17 protein-coding genes are annotated in these 18,238 nt (G+C 63.5%); 7 read left to right on the top strand and 10 right to left on the bottom strand.

What is annotated here, in order from left to right; translation table 11 throughout:
* Window positions 1-120 precede the first annotated feature (120 nt).
* Window positions 121-1,026: a LysR family transcriptional regulator gene (locus AZSP09_RS05875; RefSeq protein ID WP_172974708.1), complete on the top strand. Its 906-nt coding sequence runs from the start codon at window positions 121-123 to the stop codon at window positions 1,024-1,026.
* 24 nt (window positions 1,027-1,050) lie between these two features.
* On the opposite strand, the gene AZSP09_RS05870 is transcribed toward AZSP09_RS05875, so the two are convergent.
* The 3 genes from AZSP09_RS05870 to AZSP09_RS05860 all read right to left on the bottom strand — a co-directional run bounded on the left by AZSP09_RS05870 (window position 1,051) and on the right by AZSP09_RS05860 (window position 4,311).
* Window positions 1,051-1,773 (bottom strand): MgtC/SapB family protein, encoded by a 723-nt coding sequence (locus AZSP09_RS05870; protein WP_172974707.1) that lies wholly within the window; start codon window positions 1,771-1,773, stop codon window positions 1,051-1,053.
* A gap of 563 nt (window positions 1,774-2,336) precedes the next feature.
* Complete coding sequence (locus tag AZSP09_RS05865) at window positions 2,337-3,368, bottom strand: TraB/GumN family protein (protein ID WP_152089450.1); 1,032 nt, start codon at window positions 3,366-3,368, stop codon at window positions 2,337-2,339.
* A gap of 88 nt (window positions 3,369-3,456) precedes the next feature.
* On the bottom strand, window positions 3,457-4,311 hold the full coding sequence (locus AZSP09_RS05860) for an alpha/beta hydrolase (protein ID WP_152089449.1): 855 nt from the start codon (window positions 4,309-4,311) through the stop codon (window positions 3,457-3,459).
* 262 nt (window positions 4,312-4,573) lie between these two features.
* On the opposite strand from AZSP09_RS05860, the gene AZSP09_RS05855 reads away from it, so the two are divergent.
* The gene (locus AZSP09_RS05855; protein WP_152089448.1) at window positions 4,574-5,260 is read left to right on the top strand and encodes a class I SAM-dependent methyltransferase; all 687 of its coding nucleotides are present in this window, start codon (window positions 4,574-4,576) and stop codon (window positions 5,258-5,260) included.
* 125 nt (window positions 5,261-5,385) lie between these two features.
* Here the strand turns inward: AZSP09_RS05855 and AZSP09_RS05850 are convergent, their stop codons facing one another.
* The 5 genes from AZSP09_RS05850 to AZSP09_RS05830 all read right to left on the bottom strand — a co-directional run bounded on the left by AZSP09_RS05850 (window position 5,386) and on the right by AZSP09_RS05830 (window position 8,592).
* Window positions 5,386-6,579 (bottom strand): metallophosphoesterase, encoded by a 1,194-nt coding sequence (locus tag AZSP09_RS05850; protein ID WP_152089447.1) that lies wholly within the window; start codon window positions 6,577-6,579, stop codon window positions 5,386-5,388.
* Between the two features lie 84 nt (window positions 6,580-6,663).
* On the bottom strand, window positions 6,664-7,050 hold the full coding sequence (locus AZSP09_RS05845) for a hypothetical protein (RefSeq protein WP_172974706.1): 387 nt from the start codon (window positions 7,048-7,050) through the stop codon (window positions 6,664-6,666).
* 13 nt (window positions 7,051-7,063) lie between these two features.
* Complete coding sequence (locus tag AZSP09_RS05840; protein WP_014237166.1) at window positions 7,064-7,657, bottom strand: RNA polymerase sigma factor; 594 nt, start codon at window positions 7,655-7,657, stop codon at window positions 7,064-7,066.
* A gap of 292 nt (window positions 7,658-7,949) precedes the next feature.
* The gene (locus AZSP09_RS05835; RefSeq protein ID WP_152089446.1) at window positions 7,950-8,354 is read right to left on the bottom strand and encodes a hypothetical protein; all 405 of its coding nucleotides are present in this window, start codon (window positions 8,352-8,354) and stop codon (window positions 7,950-7,952) included.
* Between the two features lie 4 nt (window positions 8,355-8,358).
* The gene (locus tag AZSP09_RS05830; RefSeq protein ID WP_152089445.1) at window positions 8,359-8,592 is read right to left on the bottom strand and encodes a hypothetical protein; all 234 of its coding nucleotides are present in this window, start codon (window positions 8,590-8,592) and stop codon (window positions 8,359-8,361) included.
* A 146-nt stretch (window positions 8,593-8,738) separates the two neighbouring features.
* Between AZSP09_RS05830 and AZSP09_RS05825 the strand changes: the two genes are divergently transcribed.
* From AZSP09_RS05825 to AZSP09_RS05805, 5 genes are all read left to right on the top strand, one after another.
* Window positions 8,739-9,005, top strand: a complete 267-nt coding sequence (locus AZSP09_RS05825; RefSeq protein WP_197739064.1) for a hypothetical protein — start codon at window positions 8,739-8,741, stop codon at window positions 9,003-9,005.
* 166 nt (window positions 9,006-9,171) lie between these two features.
* A complete protein-coding gene (locus AZSP09_RS05820; protein ID WP_152089444.1) occupies window positions 9,172-11,724 on the top strand; it encodes a DEAD/DEAH box helicase family protein in 2,553 nt (850 codons plus the stop codon).
* A 61-nt stretch (window positions 11,725-11,785) separates the two neighbouring features.
* A complete protein-coding gene (locus tag AZSP09_RS05815) occupies window positions 11,786-12,394 on the top strand; it encodes a nucleotidyltransferase domain-containing protein (RefSeq protein WP_197739063.1) in 609 nt (202 codons plus the stop codon).
* Window positions 12,348-12,800, top strand: a complete 453-nt coding sequence (locus tag AZSP09_RS05810) for a DNA-binding protein (protein ID WP_152089442.1) — start codon at window positions 12,348-12,350, stop codon at window positions 12,798-12,800. Before AZSP09_RS05815 ends, AZSP09_RS05810 begins: the two co-directional genes overlap by 47 nt.
* Before the next feature lie 5 nt (window positions 12,801-12,805).
* The gene (locus AZSP09_RS05805) at window positions 12,806-15,262 is read left to right on the top strand and encodes an N-6 DNA methylase (RefSeq protein WP_152089441.1); all 2,457 of its coding nucleotides are present in this window, start codon (window positions 12,806-12,808) and stop codon (window positions 15,260-15,262) included.
* A 156-nt stretch (window positions 15,263-15,418) separates the two neighbouring features.
* On the opposite strand, the gene AZSP09_RS20555 is transcribed toward AZSP09_RS05805, so the two are convergent.
* Window positions 15,419-17,293 (bottom strand): family 2A encapsulin nanocompartment cargo protein cysteine desulfurase, encoded by a 1,875-nt coding sequence (locus AZSP09_RS20555; protein ID WP_152089440.1) that lies wholly within the window; start codon window positions 17,291-17,293, stop codon window positions 15,419-15,421.
* On the bottom strand, window positions 17,268-18,203 hold the full coding sequence (locus AZSP09_RS05795) for a family 2A encapsulin nanocompartment shell protein (RefSeq protein WP_014237176.1): 936 nt from the start codon (window positions 18,201-18,203) through the stop codon (window positions 17,268-17,270). Before AZSP09_RS05795 ends, AZSP09_RS20555 begins: the two co-directional genes overlap by 26 nt.
* Window positions 18,204-18,238: the final 35 nt, after the last annotated feature.

Raw genomic sequence — 18,238 nt, 5'->3', positions numbered from 1 at the left:
AAGGTGGGGGAGGGCCGGCCCTAGGGCCGACCGTGGAAGCCAGTCTATTGATCGAAAAGTGTCGGATAAATACGCGGTATTTGTTTAGACTGTTCGTCATTCATAGACAATGAGGGCGCCATGGACCAGCTCGACGCCATGCAAATCTTCCTGCGGGTGGCCGAACTGGCCAGCTTCACCCAGGCCGCCGACAGCCTGGGCCTGCCCAAGGCCAGCATTTCCGCTGCCGTGCAACGGCTGGAGAGCCAGCTCGGCGCCCGCCTCCTGCACCGCACCACCCGCCGGGTGCAGCTGACCCAGGACGGCCAGGCCTACTACGAGCGCAGCCGGGACCTGCTGGCGGACATGGAGGAACTGCAGACCATGTTCCGCCGCGACGCAGCCCAGCTCAGCGGCCGCCTGCGGGTGGACATGCCGGCCGGGACGGCGCGCCACGCGGTCATGCCCCGGCTGCCGGAGTTTCTCGAACGGCACCCGGGGCTGGAGGTGGAAGTGAGCAGCACCGACCGCCGCGTGGACCTGGTGCGGGAAGGCTTCGACTGCGTGCTGCGGGTCGGCGCCCTGGGGGATTCCTCCCTGGTGGCCCGGCCCCTGGGCCAGCTGCGCCAGCTCAACCTGGCCAGCCCGGCCTACCTGGAACGGCACGGCACGCCCCATTCCCTGGAAGACCTGGCCGCCCACCGGCTGATCCATTACGTCCCCATCCTGGGGGGCAAGTCCCCCGGCTTCGAATACGTGGACGGGGCCGGAGAGCTGCGCCGCATTCCCATGGCCGGGGCGGTGACGGTGAACAATTCGGACGCCTACACCGCCGCCTGCCTGGCCGGCCTGGGTCTCATCCAGGTGCCGCTGGCGGGCATGCAGGCCCTGCTAGAGGCCAGGTTGCTGCTGCCGGTGCTGCCCGGGTTCAATGCGCCGCCCATGCCGGTGCATCTGCTCTATGCCAACCGCCGCCACCTGCCGCGCCGGGTGCGGGTCTTCATGGACTGGCTGGTGGAGGTGGTCGCCGATTACGGCCGGGCCTAAATGCCGGCCTAGGCTGCGCCGGCTTCATTCCGTGGTGCTGGGACTCCAGAAGGCCTGGGAGATGAACGGCTGTTCTGCCAGTTGCCGGGTGAGCCGTTCCAGGTGCTCGCCGTCCACCGCATTGGCGGCGAGGACCGCCTCGATTTCCACCGCATCGTCGCCGAAGGCGTGCACCTTCAGGTCCCGGGTGGGCAAGTCGGCAGCCTCCAGTGCGTTTTCCAGCAGATGCAGGGCCTGTTTCTGGTGGCTTTGCCGGGCGATCACATAGACGGTATTGGTCACTTCCACCGCCAGGGTGTCCATGGGCTGGCGGTTGATGCGGTCCACCACCGGCCGCAGCAGGGTGTTGGAGGCCAGGACGAAGGTGGCGCCGAGCAGGGCTTCCAGCAGCATGTCGGCGCCGGCGCAGGCGCCCACGGCGGCCGAGCCCCACAGGGTGGCAGCGGTGTTGAGTCCGCGCACATTGCCTTCCTCCCGCATGATGACGCCGGCACCGAGAAAGCCGATGCCCGACACCACGTAGGAAATGACGCCGATGGCGCCGGCATGGCCGTTGAGGCGGTTGGCCAGATCCACGAAAATGGCCGCGCCCACGGCCACCAGCACGTTGGTGCGCAGGCCGGCGGTGCGTTGCCGGTACTGCCGTTCCAGGCCGATCAGGCTGCCCAGGATAAAGGCCGTGGTCAGGCTCAGGGTCGAGTCGGCCAGGGAGACCAGGTTGATGTTGTCGATGGCTTGCAGGGTCATGGCGTGCTCCAAAAATGGTGCCCCACGGCAACCCGCGAACGAGGACGGGACCGCCTGCCGCACTCATGGCCGCAGCCTTGTCCTGCCATGGGCCGGCAAGGGCAAGGGGGCGCACGGGCCAGAACCCGTCTGCACGGGCGCGGCTGGCGATAAGGTACGAAAAGGGAGGGGGCAAGCCTGGGAACCGTCAATCAGGCTTGGGTTGCCGCATCCCGCCGGGGCGGGATAAGGGCAGGGGAGGCTGCGCGTTATCCGGCCGAGGCTGCTCCGGTCACGGGGACCGGCGCTGTACTGTCACTCGAACATGGGCCCACAGGGGCGCTCCGCGAAAAAAGAAAACCGGCGGATTCTGGAACGTAACTGTATGAAAGTAAAGTGACAGAAATGTGTTCCGGCCGCGGCGCCCGGCATGCATCAGGGACTGCCGGATGGGCGGGGCTGGCGGGCTCGGCATCGGGCCTGGCTCCACCATGCCGTGGTCGGGGTGATGGCGTTCCGGTGGCAGAAAAAGGGCCGCCCGATGGGCGGCCTAGGGTAGTGCCATGGTCCTGGCCGCACCGCCTTTAGGGCCGGGCGAAGTCGATCCGTTCCACCGTGTAGCCCTTCTTCTGCATCAGGGCGGGCAGGCCGGTGGGGCCGAACAGGTGCAGGCTGCCGACGCCGGCGAAGACCCGGCTGCCCTGGCGGTGCAGCTGGTCGATGCGTTTGGCCATGTCCGGGTTGCGCTCGTTGAGCAGGCGCTGCATGGCCTTGCGCTCCACCGGCGTTTCCATGCACTCGCACCAGGCGGGATAGTCCGCCATGGTGGCGTAATCCCCTTCCTCCCAGGCCTTGGCCAGGCGCCTGAGGGCGCCCAGGGCCTTCTCCGACTCCAGGGAATTGAGGCTGGCCTCGACGAAGGCCTGGGTCTCCCGGGGCGTCTTCATGTGCAGGGCTTTCATCTGCAGTTCCGGCTCCTCCAGGGAAACCACCGGGCGCTTGGTGCCGTGGCCGAAGCCGGCCAGCATCACGTCCAGGGCGTAGGCCGGGTCCAGCCCTTCCTTCTTCGCCAGCATCACCGTCAGGGTCACCACCTGCAGTTCCGGCGACAGGGCGGCGATGGCGGCGTAGGGCAGGCAGGAGGCCTCTGCCTGGCGACGGATCCGCTCCTGCAATCCGGCCGGCAGCTTGGGCCCCTTGCGGAACAGCATCAGCTGCTGGATGCGGGCGGCGATGGCCGGGTCGAGCACATCCATCTCCAGGGCCACCGTGTCCGTCTCCGCCATGGCCCGGCGCATCAGGGGGCCCGGATAGAGCCATTCCTGCTTGCCCACGTGGACCGTGCCGTAGAGGTAGGAGGCCCGCCCGTCCTTCTCGATGCGCCAGAGAAAGCCATGGTCCCGGGCGTTCTTCAGGTATTCCCGGGTCTCCTCCGCCGAGGGGGGCGCGTGCTGGGTGGCGGGGCAGTCCGGCGGCGTCTGGGCCTGGCCCTGGAAGGAGAGGAGCAGGGCGACGGCGGCAAACAGCAGCCTCCGGCAGCGGGCGCGGGGTGACAGGCGTGAGATGTGGAACGTGGCGGGGAACATGGCGGGCGTGGCGGCGGTCGGTGGGGGCAAAGGGGAATTGGCATTGTCCCCCGACCGGGGGCGTTGGCAAGTGCGGTCGGGGCGGCAGGGGGGCTGAGGGCGGCGCTGGTGGCCGCTCTCAGGGCAGGGGCTTGCCGTTGCTCCTGGGGCCGAGGGGAAATTCCGGCGTCTGGCGCGGATCGGGCCAGCCCTGGCCGTGGCTGGCCTCGGGCACCAGCTTCAGATTTTCCTGCCGCAGCCCCAGCAGGGCCGCCGGCCAGCGGCGGGCCAGTTCCGCCGGCATCACCGTGTCCCGGCCGCCGATCCAGTGGATCTGGGAGATGGCGGCAAGCCGCTGCGCCTGGTCGGCCGGGTTGAGGGAAGCGTCGAGGGGCGTCAGCCGGTGGTAGGAGGTCCACGCCCGGTGATCCAGATTGCCGGCGATGGTCACCAGGCGGACCACGTCGCTGCGGCGGGCCGCCAGCAGGGCAGCCACGGCGCCTCCGCCCGAATAGCCCACCAGCACCAGGGTGCGGGCCTCCTGGCGTGCCTTCAGCTGGTCCAGGGCCCGGTCCATGGCATCGATCACCTCCGGCGCGAAGCGGCCGTCGGTCCAGTAGCGCTGCGCACAGTACGCCGCGCCGGGCTCGGCGTACTGGCAGGGGCGGGCCAGGTAGGCCGCCTTGCCTTCCCGCTGGGCCAGGGCCAGTTGCAGCAGCAGGGGCGAGACCGGGGTGGGGTCGGCCGAGGGCTGGCTGGGATTGAGCCAGGCCAGGCCGTCGCCCTCGATATACACCGCCAGGGTGTCCCCCTGGCGGGGCGTCACGGGTTCGTAGGTGCGCAGGGTGAAGGGCGCTGCCGTGAGCGTGCCTTTCTGCCATTGCCTGGCGGCCGCCAGGTTGTCGGCATGGTCCTGCCGTTCGCGGGGCGAGGGCAGGGCGGTGCAGGCGCCCAGGGCCAGGCTGAGGAGGACGAGCACGAATCGGTATTTCACGGACATGGGTATCGGCACGGAGTGGTCAGGCGAAAGCCCGATGATGGCATGAAAATGTCATTAATGCAGGGCATTGAGAGTGGAAGCGGTTAGATGGGCGGTACCTGTGATGGAAAATCGGATAGACGGCGAACACCGCCAGGGCTTCAACAACCGCAGCGCCTCCGTCAATCTGCGCTGGGCCTTCTGAGGCCGGCGCAGGGGACTGGCGCTTTTGCTTTCATCGTCAAAAGGCTGATGGGCGGTATGGGATAATTCACCCATGCAACCCACACCCCATGCTGCCTTTCAGACTCCCGACGCGGTAGACAAGTACGCCGAAGGGCCCCGGCGCAACGTTCCCGGTTATCTCAGCCTGCTGCCGATGACCCGCCTCCTCATTGAGGAGCGGGTGGCCGGGCAGGGGCGGATTCTTGTGGTGGGTGCCGGCGGCGGGCTGGAGCTGGAAGACTATGCCCGAGCCCATCCCGGCTGGCAGTTCGACGGGGTCGATCCCAGTGGGCCCATGCTGGAACTGGCGGCCCAACGGCTCAGCCCGTTTTCTTCCCGGATCGCACTACACCAGGGCTATGTTCAGGATGCGCCGCAAGGCCCCTTCGATGCCGCCACCTGCCTGCTGACCTGCCACTTCGTACCCCGAGAGCAGCGCCTGCCGATGCTGCGGGAGATTCGCTGCCGCTTGAAGCCCGGGGCCCCGTTTGTCGTTGCCCATCTCAGTGCCGAGGCCGAGCAGAAACGGCGGGATATCTGGATGTCCCGCTATGCTGCCTTTCTGACCGCATCTGGCAGCAGCCCGGAACAGGCCCAGGTCACCCGGGAAAAGGTGGAGCGGGAGCTGACCATTCTCAGTCCCGAGGAGGACGAAGGCATCCTGCGCGAGACCGGTTTCCACGATGTGCAGCTGTTTTACGTCGGCTTTGCCTTCCGCGGCTGGGTGGCCTATGCCTGAAGGTGAACACCGCCAGGGCCGCCACAACCGCAGCGCCGCCGTCAATCTGCGCTGGGCCTTATAGGTATTTCGGTTCGGGGACGCCTGTTGGTGCGGGGCGAGCCCAAAAAGAAAGGTTCGGAACCTTACGCCCGCACCAGCCGCAGCACGGTGATTTCAGAGGGAGCACCGAGACGCTTGGGCGGGCCCCAGTAGCCGGTGCCGCGGCTGGTGTAGACCGTCAGCCGGCCCAGCCGGTGCAGGCCGGCGGTGAAGGGCTGTTGCAGGGGCACGAAGAAATTCCAGGGCCAGAACTGGCCGCCGTGGGTGTGGCCGGAAAGCTGCAGGTCAAAGCCGGCGGCAGCGGCAGCCGGCGCCGAGCGGGGCTGGTGGGCCAGCAGGATGCGGGTTAGCCCCGGCGGGCTGCCGGCCAGGGCCGCCGCCGGGTCGCTCGTCTGGGCCGCATCGAAGGCGCCGGCCGAATAGTCCGTCACCCCGGCTAGCACCAGGCGGGAGCCGTGGTGGGCGATGACGGTGTGGCCGTTGTGCAGCCCTTTGAGGCCGATGCGCTCGAACTCCGCCATCCAGGCCCCAGCGCCCGAATAGTATTCATGGTTGCCGGTGACGAAATAGCTGCCGTGGCGGCTGCGCAGCTGGCCCAGGGGCGCGGTGTGCTCCCGTAGATGCTCCACGCTGCCATCCACCACGTCGCCGGTGATGGCCACCAGATCGGCCTCCAGCCCATTGACCCGGTCCACGATGGCCTGCACGTAATCCCGCTTGATGGTGGGCCCCACGTGGATGTCGCTGAGCTGGACGATGGTGAAGCCCTCCAGTGCCGGCGGCAGGTCGGCCAGGGGCACCTCCACCCGGACGATGCGGGCCACCCGCCGCGCATTGACGTAGCCGAACAGGGTGAACAGGCCGGCAACAGCCACCACCGCCAGGGCCGTGGGCTGCGCCAGGGAAGGTGCGCCGGCCAGCAGCAGGCCCGCATCCCGCAGCAGGGTCAGCACCAGCACCGAAGAGAAGAGGCCCATGGCCAGGCTGCCCAGCCAGCTGAGCCGGTCCGCCAGGGTCGGGTTGTCGGTGACGAAGCGGCCCAGCAGGCCCAGGGGCACCAGGCAGGCGGAAAGGGCCAGTCCGGCAATGGCCAGGGCCAGGGCGGCGGGATGCAGATCCAGCGACGGCAGCAGGCGCCAGCCGATGTAGGCATGGAGGCCGCCCATGAGCGGCAGCACGCGCCACAGGGCCCGGCGCAGGCGGCCGGGGAGGGCGGGCTGGGCCGCAGCAGCGGGAGGTGTGGCTGGGCGGGGGGAGGTCAGGGAGGCAGGGCGCATGGGGTTTTTCCAGGGAGGCCGGCGTGTGGCCGGCGGCCCCGGGCGGCACGAGGTGCGCCCGGGGCCCGGGGATGTTTCAGGCCATCAGGCCTGGTCGGCCGGTTTATCCGCGGCCTTGGCCTGGGGTTCGGCGCCTTCCGCCTGGGGCGTGCAGCAGCGGCTCCAGCGGCTGTGGAAGCGGCCCTTGAGCTGTTGCCGCTCTTCTTCCGTCAGGCTTTCCCAATGGGCCCGACGTTCGCGCCAGTGGTGGAAGCCGCCGCCGCGCATGCCGCCGAAGAGGATGCGGCTCAGCACCAGCACGCCCAGGGCCTGCCAGTAGCCGATGGGGGAGACCCCGGCAAAGAGGTCCGGCAGCAGGCAGTTCCACAACTGCATCACCACCCAGGTAAGGGCGCCGATGCCGACCACGACCATCAGGCCGATCTTGAGGCAGCGCGAGGCGCAGCCGGATTTTCCAGTTCTGCATTTCATATTGGTTTCCTGTTCAGGATTGGGGTTCGTAAAGGGGCCGCAGCCGCTGGCGCAGGTGCAGCACCGCCTGCCGCTTCCAGCCGAGCAAGGTGTTCATGGGCACGCCGCTCTCCGCCGCCATCTCCTTGAAGCTGCGGCCATCGATCTCGTGGGCGATGAAGGTTTCCCGCGGCCCCGGCGCCAGTTCCTCCAGGGCCGTGGCGATGGCGTCGAGCCACAGGCGGCGCAGATAGGCCGCCTCCGGCCCGCCGTCATCCGCCGGCAGGGCGGCTTCCAGCCAATGCTCCTCGTCGCCGTCTTCTTGCACGGCCACGGGCAGGGGTTCCTCCCGGCGCTTGCGAAAGCGGTCCACGATGCGGTGGCGGGCCACCCGGAACAGCCAGGCCCCCACCTGCTCGATGGGCTCCGGCAGGCGCCAGGCCTCCACCAGCTCGAAGAACACGTCCTGCAGAATGTCCTCCGCCTCGCCCGGGTCGGGCACGCGCCGGCGAATGAAACTGCCCAGCCGCCCGCTCTCCCGGGCAATGGCTTCAGTCAGGCGTCGGTTCTGCTCGGCCATCAGGCGGGTCTCGTCGCGGGGCAGGGAAAGGGAGAACGAAGTGTCCATGCCTGGGTAGACGGATGAAGGGCATGGATATTGTGGGTAGGTGAAAAAATAGTTGGCGGTAACAGGCAGCGGCTGCCGGGCTTTGTCCGGTGGAGCTGCCGGAGGTGTCGTCCCATTATCGGCCAGACTGCCTCCGGTTTGTCGGCGGCCCAGCCGCAAGCCTCAAGGCTACGCCAGTTCCAGCCGTGGCAAAAACAAAGCCGTCCGGTTTGCCGGACGGCTTTCTTGAGCGGCGACGATGATGGTCAGGGGGCAGGGCCAGGGGACACAATCCCGGCCCGCGCCCATGCCTTCAGGCGGCAGGATCGGCGGGCACTGCCGGCGGCTTGGCCGCCAGGGGCTGGAAATGACTGCAATGGCGCAGCCGGTGCATGCTTTGCAGGCTCAGATGCACGGCGCAACTGGCTTCATCGGCAAAGGTCAGGCTGGGCACGTGGTGGCGGCAGTCGGCGCATTTCACTTCCTTGTCACCGGCCAGGGGAACGCCGTTGAGTACGGCCAGGGCCACCTCCCGCATCCTTTGCAGTGTCGCCATGGCATCCAGCGATGCCACCTGGATCAGCCGCGCCCTTTCCCGCAGGGAAAGGCTGCAACCCTGGACGAAGCCGCCGTCGCCCATTGCGTGCAGACGGGATTGGGCCAGCAGTATCAGCCGGTTCAACTCCGCTTCATGGGGTGTGATGGTGCGCTTATCCATTGCCTCAGTCCTCCGCTGCCCCGCTCGGATTAGCTGTGTTGTGGCTTTCATCCAGGCACAGGTGATTGAGCTTGGCCAGATTGATGAAGCGGTGCTTGCCGAAACAGATGGAGGGAATATGGTCCCGGTCGCACAGGCCCCGCAGCACGCCCTCTTCGATGCCCACCACTTCCGCGAATTTCTTCCAGTGCATGATCGGCACCAGCACCGGCTGGTTGATTCTTTCTGCGACTGTCATAATCACTTTGCTCCACAATGAAGCACACATAACCACGATAAGAGTTATATGTGCGAATAAGCAAAATATTTACTAGTAAATATATGACAGAGAGTTACGTGGGTCAAGGGGAAACTTCGGCGATCAGGGCCAGGGTGGCGGCTGTGGTGACAGCCAAGACCGAGCCTCACCGCAAGTTCAAGCACATGGAAGAGCTGACGGGCGTCAAGGCCGCGTCATGGAAGGCGGTGTGTGAGGGGCGGCAGCGGGCGAATGAAGAGCACTTTGAGGCGATTGGAGTGGCTTGGCCCGAGTACTCGCTTTGGCTGCTGACGGGAAAGTCTCAGCCTGAGGCTGGGCAGACTAGTCCTGAACTGGAGCAGCTTAAAACCCTTCAGCAGAATCTGGCGAAGGGTTATTTGGACCAAAGCTAAAGTCCCGTGGTAGTAGCCGATATGGCTCCAGTCCATTGCCACCTCGGCAAAAACGTCCGTTGTTGAGACTCTGTCTATAGACTTGCAAGCCTACCGTGCCAGTTCGCACTAATTCTGTTTGCAGAGGGTGCGATGCGACTAAAGAACAACACAGGGAGTACCTAGAATGGCTGCTAAGGAAGCCAAGGCCCGTATCAAGATCAATAAACTGTTAGAAGAGTCTGGTTGGCGCTTCTTCGATGATCTAGCGGGTAAGGCCAACATCGTTCTTGAACCAAAAGTCAAACTGACCAAGGATGCTATAGATGCCCTTGGTGACAATTTCGAGCAATCAAGCAATGGATTCATTGACTTCCTCTTGCTCGACGATGCAGGTTTTCCTCTCCTTGTTCTTGAAGCCAAGTCGGAAGACAAGAATCCCCTGGTTGGCAAAGAACAGGCGCGCAAATACGCCAAGTCACAAAACTGCCGCTTCGTCATTCTCTCCAACGGCAACCTGCATTATTTCTGGGATCTGGAGCAGGGTAACCCCCACATCATTACCCGTTTCCCCTCACCTGATTCGATCAAGGGCTATCACCGCTTCCAGCCCAATCCGCAGCGCTTGATCACCGAGCCGGTTAGCAAGGACTACATCGCGCTGACGCAGATGCCGGGCTATGCCACCGAGGCGGGCTGGAACAATGCCGGTGAGCGCGATGCCTTCATCCAGAAGAATCGTCTGCGTTTCCTGCGCGACTATCAGAAGCGCGCCGTGCAGGCGATTCAGGATGCCGTTGCCGAAGGTCACAGCCGCTTTTTGTTCGAGATGGCCACCGGCACTGGCAAGACGTTGACCGCAGCCGCCGTCATCAAGCTCTTCCTGCGTACCGGCAACGCACGCCGCGTGCTCTTCCTTGTTGACCGGCTGGAACTTGAAGACCAGGCCAACAAGGCGTTCGTCGCCTATCTGAAAAACGATTACACCTCGGTGATCTACAAAGAACGCCGTGACGAATGGCGCAAGGCCGAGATTGTCGTCACCACCGTTCAATCCCTGCTTTTCAACGACAAATATCGCCGACTGTTCTCGCCCACTGATTTTGACTTGGTTATTTCTGACGAAGCGCATCGCTCAATCGGGGGCAACGCACGTGCCGTGTTCGAGTATTTCGTCGGTTACAAGTTGGGCCTGACTGCGACGCCGAGGGACTACCTGAAGAAATTCGACGCGTCCAAGCCCAGTACCCGTGACCCGCGGGAAGCCGAACGTCGGCTGCTACTCGACACTTACCGTACTTTCGGCTGCGAGTCCGGTCAGCCGACGTTCCGATATTCCCTGCTAGACGGCGTGCGCGAAGGTTTCTTGATCAACCCCGTGGTTGTTGATGCGCGGACCGACATCACTACGCAATTGCTGTCGGATAAAGGTTATGCCGTCGCCAATGGGGGGGAGAGCGGGGAAGAAGGCAGTGAAGACAGCTTTTTCCAGAAGGACTTCGAGAAGAAATTTTTCTCCGAATCTACCAACCGCATTTTCTGCCAGACCTTTCTCAATAATGGCTTGCGCGATCCGATCAGCCACGAGTTTGGCAAGTCCATCGTTTTCGCGGTCAGCCAGAACCACGCGGCCAAGCTGACTCAGCTCCTCAATGAGTTGGCCGATGTTATCTGGCCGGGAAAGTACCAATCTGATTTTGCGGTGCAGGTCACCTCGCTGATCCCCGATGCCCAGCAGTACACCATTAATTTCACCAACAACAACCTGCTCGGTTCGGCCAACTTTCTTGAGGCCTACAAAACCAGCAAGGCCCGGGTTTGCGTCACTGTCGGCATGATGACCACCGGCTATGATTGCCCGGATATTCTCAATCTCGCCCTAATGCGGCCGGTGTTCTCCCCGTCCGACTTCGTCCAGATCAAGGGCCGCGGCACGCGTAAGCATGACTTCCTCGAACAGCTGTTCGACAAACAGCTCAAGGCGCAGATTGGCAGGCAGGAAAAAGGCCAGTTCAAGTTCTTCGATTTTTTTGCCAACTGCGAGTACTTCGAGGAGAAGTTTGATTACGACCAGGTGCTCAAGCTGCCGAGGCTGGGCACTGGCGAAGGCAACGGGGAGGGGGGCGGCACGACCATTGGCCCGAACGGCGAGTACATCCATGGCGGCCCCGATAACATCCATCAGGTCCGAGAGGAGGCCGTTGGCCCACAGGGCATGAAGATCGACCGCATGTTCTTCGAGGGCTTCGAAAACGTGGTCAAGGCCGATCCGATCCTGCAGCGCCAGGTAGATAACGAACAGTGGGACCAGGCCATCGATTACGTCACCACCCACCTGCTCGACAAGCCAGCCGAGTACTACACCCTCGACAAACTGCGTCGCGCCGCCGGCGTGGATCGGCGGCTGACTCTGCGGGAGATTCTGGAAAAAATCTTCGGCCTCATCCCCTACTTCAAGGGCAAGGATGAACTGCTTGAGGACGAATTCCAGAAGTTCCTGCTCGACCAGCCCCCCGAAGCCCTGAGCCAACATGCCGAGGCCGTTGTTGCCATGAAGTACTTCTTCAAAGCCTACGCTACTGACGGGCACTTGCGGGACATCCTCGAAAAGAAGCGGCTAACCGAACTCAACGTCAATCCAGCCTTCAGCATGGCCGACTTCAAGGCCGTACCCCAGGAATGGCGTGAGCGCATTCCCGAGTACGTGAAGGATTACGTTTCCCTCAACCAGTTCATGTGAATCGCCAAAGCGAAGCAATATCGACTACAATCGAAGCTCTATTGGCTACATTGGCATTCCCGTGCTGCTTGATCTTCTATTTGGCACCTACCGGCAGCGGGCGCTGGCCCAGTTGCTCCTGCATCCCGAGAGCAGCTACCACGTCCGTGAACTGGCTCGCCTGACCGGAACCACGCCGGGAACCCTGCATAAGGAATTGGCCCGGCTGGCCGAAGTGGGCCTGTTGCAACGGGAAAAACAGGGCAATCAGGTGCGCTACCAGGCCAACCGGGAGTGCCCGGTTTTCGCCGAACTGGCGGGCCTGTTCCGCAAGACCAGCGGCCTGGTCGGTGTGCTGGCCGAGGCCCTGAACCCGCTCCAGCCCCCGCCGCAACTGGCCATGGTCTTCGGTTCCCTGGCCCGGGGCGATGAAAACGCCCGCAGCGACGTCGATCTGCTGCTCATCGCCGACTGCAGTTTTGGCGACGCCATCAAAGCCTTGCACCCAGCCCAGGCCATCCTGCAACGGGAGATTAACCCAGTGCTCTATACCGCCGCCGAGTTTGCCAAGCGCATTTCGGCCAAGGATGGTTTCCTTTGGAACATTCTCGCCAACCCCAAACTCTTCGTGATCGGCACCGCCCATGACCTTGGAAAATTTGCTGGCGATTCATCGCCTGCAGGAGTTTGAAGCGACACCGGACGGTGTCCTGCGCCTGCTGGCATCAGCCGAGCGCAACCTGGCCGATGCCCGCCTGCGCGAACTGAGTAACGACAACCGCTTTGATGCGGCCTACAAGACCATCATGCAATGCGCCATGGTCGGCCTGTGGGCCAATGGCTATCGCACCGCCACCAGCCAGCCCGGCCACCATCAGACCGCCCTGCAAGCCCTGCCCAAGACCCTGGGCACGGCTGCAGATACGGTCATCGTTCTCGATGCCCTGCGCAAGCAGCGCAACCTCAACGACTACGAAGGCGACCCCGTCACCGACGCCGCCGTCCGGGAATGCCTGGCCCAGGCCGAAGCGCTGCTCACCCACACCCGGCAATGGCTGCAATGCCATCGCGCCGACCTGCTTAGCGAAAACGAATAAACCCCATGCTCGACAGCGACACCAAACGCCGTATTGATTCCTGCCGCGACATCCTCGTCGGCAAAGTGCCGGACCCCAAATCCCAGGTCGAACAGATCACCATCGCGTTGATCTACAAGTTCATGGACGACATGGACGCCGAGGCCGAAGAACTGGGCGGCAAGCGCAGCTTTTTTGCCGGCGAATACGCCAAGTACGGCTGGGCCCGGCTGATGGCGCCCAATATGGGCGGCTTCGACGTGCTGGCCCTCTATTCCGAAGCCATCGGCAAGATGAACGAGAACCCCGGCATTCCGGCCCTGTTCCGCGACATCTTCAAGAACGCCTATCTCCCCTATCGGGACCCGGAAACCCTGCGCGCCTTCCTCAAGGAAATCGACGGCTTCACCTACGACCATTCCGAACGTCTGGGCGACGCCTTCGAATACCTGCTCTCTGTGCTTGGCAGCCAGGGCGACGCCGGCCAGTTCCGCACCCCGCGCCACATCATCGACTTCATGGTCGAGATCATCGACCCCAAGAAAAACGAAAGCGTGCTCGACCCCGCCTGCGGCACCGCCGGTTTCCTCATTTCGGCGTGGAAGCACATCCTCAAGCAGAACACCAAAACCCGTGCCGGCGACCTGCTGACGCCGGAAGAGCGGGCCACCCTGGTGGCCAACATCCACGGCTACGACATCTCCCCCGACATGGTGCGCCTGTCCCTGGTCAATCTGTACCTGCACGGCTTCACCGACCCCCACATCGTCGAATACGACACCCTGACCAGCGAAGAACGCTGGAACGAGACGGCCGACATCATCCTGGCCAACCCACCCTTCATGTCGCCCAAGGGCGGCATCAAGCCCCACAAGCGTTTCTCGGTACAGGCCACCCGCTCGGAAGTGCTGTTCGTGGACTACATCGCCGAGCACCTCAGCCCCCAGGGGCGGGCCGCCATCGTCGTGCCCGAGGGCATCATTTTCCAGAGCGGCACCGCCTACAAGAAGCTGCGCGAAATGCTGGTCAAGACCTCCCTGGTGGCCGTGGTATCGCTGCCGGCGGGCGTCTTCAACCCCTATTCGGGGGTCAAGACTTCGATCCTGATCCTCGACAAGCGCCTGGCCAAAAACTGCGATTCGGTGCTGTTCGTCAAGGTGGAGAACGATGGCTTCAACCTCGGGGCGCAGCGGCGGGCGGTCAGCGGCAGTGATTTGCCGAAGACCAAGCAGCGGTTATGCGAATTTTTTGCCAGCGCTGAGACATTTGAAAATTGTCTGATGGCGCATAAGGTGGCACGAACTACGATTGGCGAAACTGCTGATTGGAACTTGAGTGGCGATCGATTTCGCATCAAGGGAGATCTCCTGACCTCCTACGAAATGGTCACTCTTGGCGACACCGATGTCTTTCGTATTGAAAGTGGTGGTACACCAAAATCTACTGAGGAGGCCTACTGGAACGGTGGCATCCATTGGGCAACGCTTGTCGATCTTCCGCAAACCGATTTTGTCACGGAGATATTTGGGACGGAGCGTACTATCACCGAGGCTGGTCTTGCAGGCTCCTCGGCTAAAATTCTGCCGGTTGGTACTGTAGTCGTTTCAAGCCGAGCAACAATTGGGCGAGTTGGAATTGCCAGGGTGTCGCTGGCAACCAATCAGGGCTTCAAAAATATCGTCATTCAAAATCCTGAACGTGCCCTGCCAGAATTCGTAGCGTTCATGATCAAACGCTTAGCTCCACAGATGGAATTGCTGGCAACGGGAGGGACGTTTAAGGAAATCTCGAAGAGTTCAATTGCGACTCTTGCTATTCCTCTCCCGCCTCTTACGCTCCAGCAAGAAATCGTTGCGGAAATCGAGGGCTACCAGAAGATCATCGACGGCGCCCGGCAGGTAGTGGAGAACTACCGGCCCCGAATCAATGTGCAGCCGGATTGGCCATGTTATGAATTGGGGACTATCGCCAACTTAATCAATGGGCGGGCATATAAGCAGGAGGAGTTACTCAAATCAGGCCCAACGCCTGTGCTACGAGTAGGTAATTTCTTCTCAAATCGTAGTTGGTATTACTCTGATCTTGAATTGACACCCGAAAAATACTGTGAAGCAGGTGATCTCCTGTATGCCTGGTCTGCATCCTTTGGGCCCAGAATTTGGGATGGCCCTAGAGCTATTTTTCACTATCACATCTGGAAAATTATGGTTTCTGATCGTGTAGAGAAAAAGTGGCTATTTCATCTACTCGAAATGGACTCCAAAAACATAAAAGCTGAAGGAAGTGGTATTGCTATGTTGCATGCAACAAAAGGGGGGATGGAGAAAAGGCTATTTCCTGTTCCCGACCTCGAAACCCAACGGGCCATCGTTGCCGAAATTGAAGCAGAACAAGCCCTGGTCAATGCCAACAAGCAACTGATCGAGCGCTTCGAAGCCAGGATCAAGGCCACTATCAACCGGGTCTGGGGCTGCAGCGAGTAGCCACTGGTAGTACATCGGTCCGGCCTGTGTTCGACTGACTGTGCCGCAACTCGGTCATTGGTGCATGCTGCCTCCGATGTGTTTTGCCATATCCCCCATGAAAACGCCGTCCCGGGGAACCGGGGCGGCGTTTTCGTTTTCAGCAGCGTTGGAGCCTCACCCAAACACCGTCGTACTCCTCCCCCCCTTCAACCGCTTCAACGTCGCCACCAGGTGATCCACTTCCTGGCAGGTGTTGTAGAAGGCTAGCGACGGCCGCACCGTGGCTTCCAGGCCGAAGCGGCGCAGGATGGGCTGGGCGCAGTGGTGGCCGGAGCGCACGGCGATGCCTTCCTGGTTGAGGGCCTTGCCTACTTCTTCGGTCTTGAAACCTTCCAGCACGAAGGAGGCGACGCTGGCCTTGTCCCTTGCCGTGCCGATGATGCGCAGGCCGGGCACGGTTTTGAGGCCGTGGGTGGCGTATTCCAGCAGGGCGTGCTCGTAGCGGGCGATGTTTTCCAGGCCGATGCGTTCCACGTAGTCCAGGGCGGCGCCCAGGCCCACGGCGTCGGCGATGTTGCCGGTGCCGGCTTCGAACTTGTTGGGCGCCGGTTGGTATAGCGTCCGCTCGAAGGTGACGTCGGCAATCATGTTGCCGCCGCCCTGCCAGGGCTGGGTGGCTTCCAGGATGGCGGCCTTGCCATAGACCACGCCGATGCCCGTGGGGGCGAAGACCTTGTGGCCGGAGAAGACGAACCAGTCCGCATCCAGGGCCTGCACATTGACCCGCAGGTGGGAGACGGATTGGGCCCCGTCCACCAGCACCTTGGCGCCGGCCCGGTGGGCCAGGTCCACAATTTCCTTGACCGGAGTGATGGTACCCAGGGCGTTGGAAACCTGGGTGATGGCCACCAGCTTGGTCTTCTCGTTGAGCAGCTTCTGGTACTCGTCGAGGCGGATCTGGCCGTCGTCGTCCACCGGGATGACGCGAATCTTGGCTCCCTTCTCGGCGGCCAGCTGCTGCCAGGGGACGATGTTGGCGTGGTGCTCGAGGATCGAGACCACGATTTCATCGCCGGCGCCGATGTTCTGGCGCCCCCAGCTCTGGGCCACCAGGTTGATGGCCTCGGTGGCGCCCCGCACGAAAATGATTTCGTTGGCGGAGCCGGCGCCGATGAAGCGCGCCACCTTGTTCCGCGCCGACTCGTAGGCATCCGTGGCCCTTGCCGCCAGTTCGTGGGCGGCGCGGTGGATGTTGGAGTTTTCGTGGGCGTAGAACCAGGCCAGCCGGTCGATCACCGCCTGGGGTTTGTGGGTGGTGGCGGCGTTGTCGAACCACACCAGGGGCTTGCCGTTTACCCGTTCCGCCAGGATCGGGAAGTCGCGGCGGATGGCGTTGACGTCCAGGGGCGGGTGGGCCAGGGGCTGCACCGGGGGCTCGGCCTGGGCCGCATCGGCCCCCACCGGGTCGAGGAAGTAGAAGGAGGAACTGCGGCTGGGCACGGCGGCGGGAATGCTGCCTTTGCTTTCCCGGGGCGCCTTGTTGTCAGCCAGCAGGGCCTTCAGCTCTTCCGCACCGGGCAGGCCGAAGGACTGGGCCGTGACGCGGTCGTCCCGCGGTACCACGATCTCGTTCTCCTTGGGCAGGTGGGCAGGGTAAGCGCTGCCTTCGCCCAGGAAGTAATAGGGCGTGGCGGGCGCGAACACCGGCGCTGCGGACGAGGCGGACTGGGGCAGGGCGGGGGCATAGGCCTGGGGCACGCCCAGGACGGCGCTCCCAGGCTTGCCTGCCCCGGGAATGGCTTCCACAGCCGAGTCTGGCGCACCGTTCTGGCTGCTTGCCGCCGGCGCCAGGGAAGGCGCCCGCTGGCCCAGGGCGATCACCGGCTCATGGGACTGGGGAGCCACGTTGCCCACCGGCCCCGGATTGCCCGGCAGGGCGGCGAAGAACTCGCTCGCCAGCCGGGCCAGGGTGGCCTCGTTGGGCAGCCCCGCCGGCAGCAGCCCGGCCAGGCCTTCCGGCGGGTTACTTGTAGGTGTCGGGGTAGTCATGGTACTTGCCGATCTCCACGTCATCGAGCACGGCCAGGGCATCTTCGGTCAGCACGGCCAGGGAGCAATAGAGCGAAATCAGGTAGGAGGCGATGGCGTTGCGGTTGATGCCCATGAAGCGCACCGACAGCCCCGGGCTCTGTTCGCCGGCCAGGCCGGGCTGGAACAGGCCGACCACGCCCTGACGCTTTTCGCCGGTGCGCAGCAGGATGATCTTGGTCTTGCCGTCCTCGATGGGCACCTTGTCGGAGGGGATCAGGGGAATGCCGCGCCAGGTGAGGAACTGGGAGCCGAAGAGGGAAACGGTGGGGGGCGGAACGCCACGGCGGGTGCACTCGCGGCCGAAGGCGGCGATGGCCAGGGGGTGGGTGAGGAAGAAGGCCGGTTCCTTCCACACCTTGGTCAGCAGGTCGTCCAGGTCGTCCGGAGTGGGGGCGCCGGTGAGGGTGGAGATGCGCTGGGCGTCATCCACATTGGCCAGCAGGCCGTAGTCCGGGTTGTTGATGAGTTCGGATTCCTGACGTTCCTTGATGGTCTCGATGGTCAGGCGCAGCTGTTCCTTGATCTGGTCGTGGGGGCTGCTGTAGAGGTCGGAAACCCGGGTGTGCACGTCGAGGATGGTGGTGACGGCGTTGAGGAAGTATTCCCGGGGCTGGGCGTCGTAATCGACGAAGGTCTGGGGCAGTTCGGATTCATCGCGCTGGGAGCAGGCGACGCGCACGTCCCGGGGGTTGATGACCTTGTTGAGGCGGTAGATGCCGGCTTCCACGGGCAGCCATTGCAGCAGGTGCACCAGCCAGCGCGGGGTGATGGTGGATAGCTGGGGTACGGTCTTGGTGGCATTCGCCAGTTGCCGCGCGGCATTGTCGCCGAGGGCCTGGGCGCCTTCCGGATGGACGACTTCGGTCATGGATGACTCTCCTTGCTTGAGTTGTGATGGAGCGG

This window comes from Azospira sp. I09, assembly GCF_009177135.1.
GTDB lineage: Bacteria > Pseudomonadota > Gammaproteobacteria > Burkholderiales > Rhodocyclaceae > Azospira > Azospira oryzae.
The sequence above is the reverse complement of the archived record's forward strand: the minus strand, read 5'-3'. Positions and strand labels throughout refer to the sequence as shown.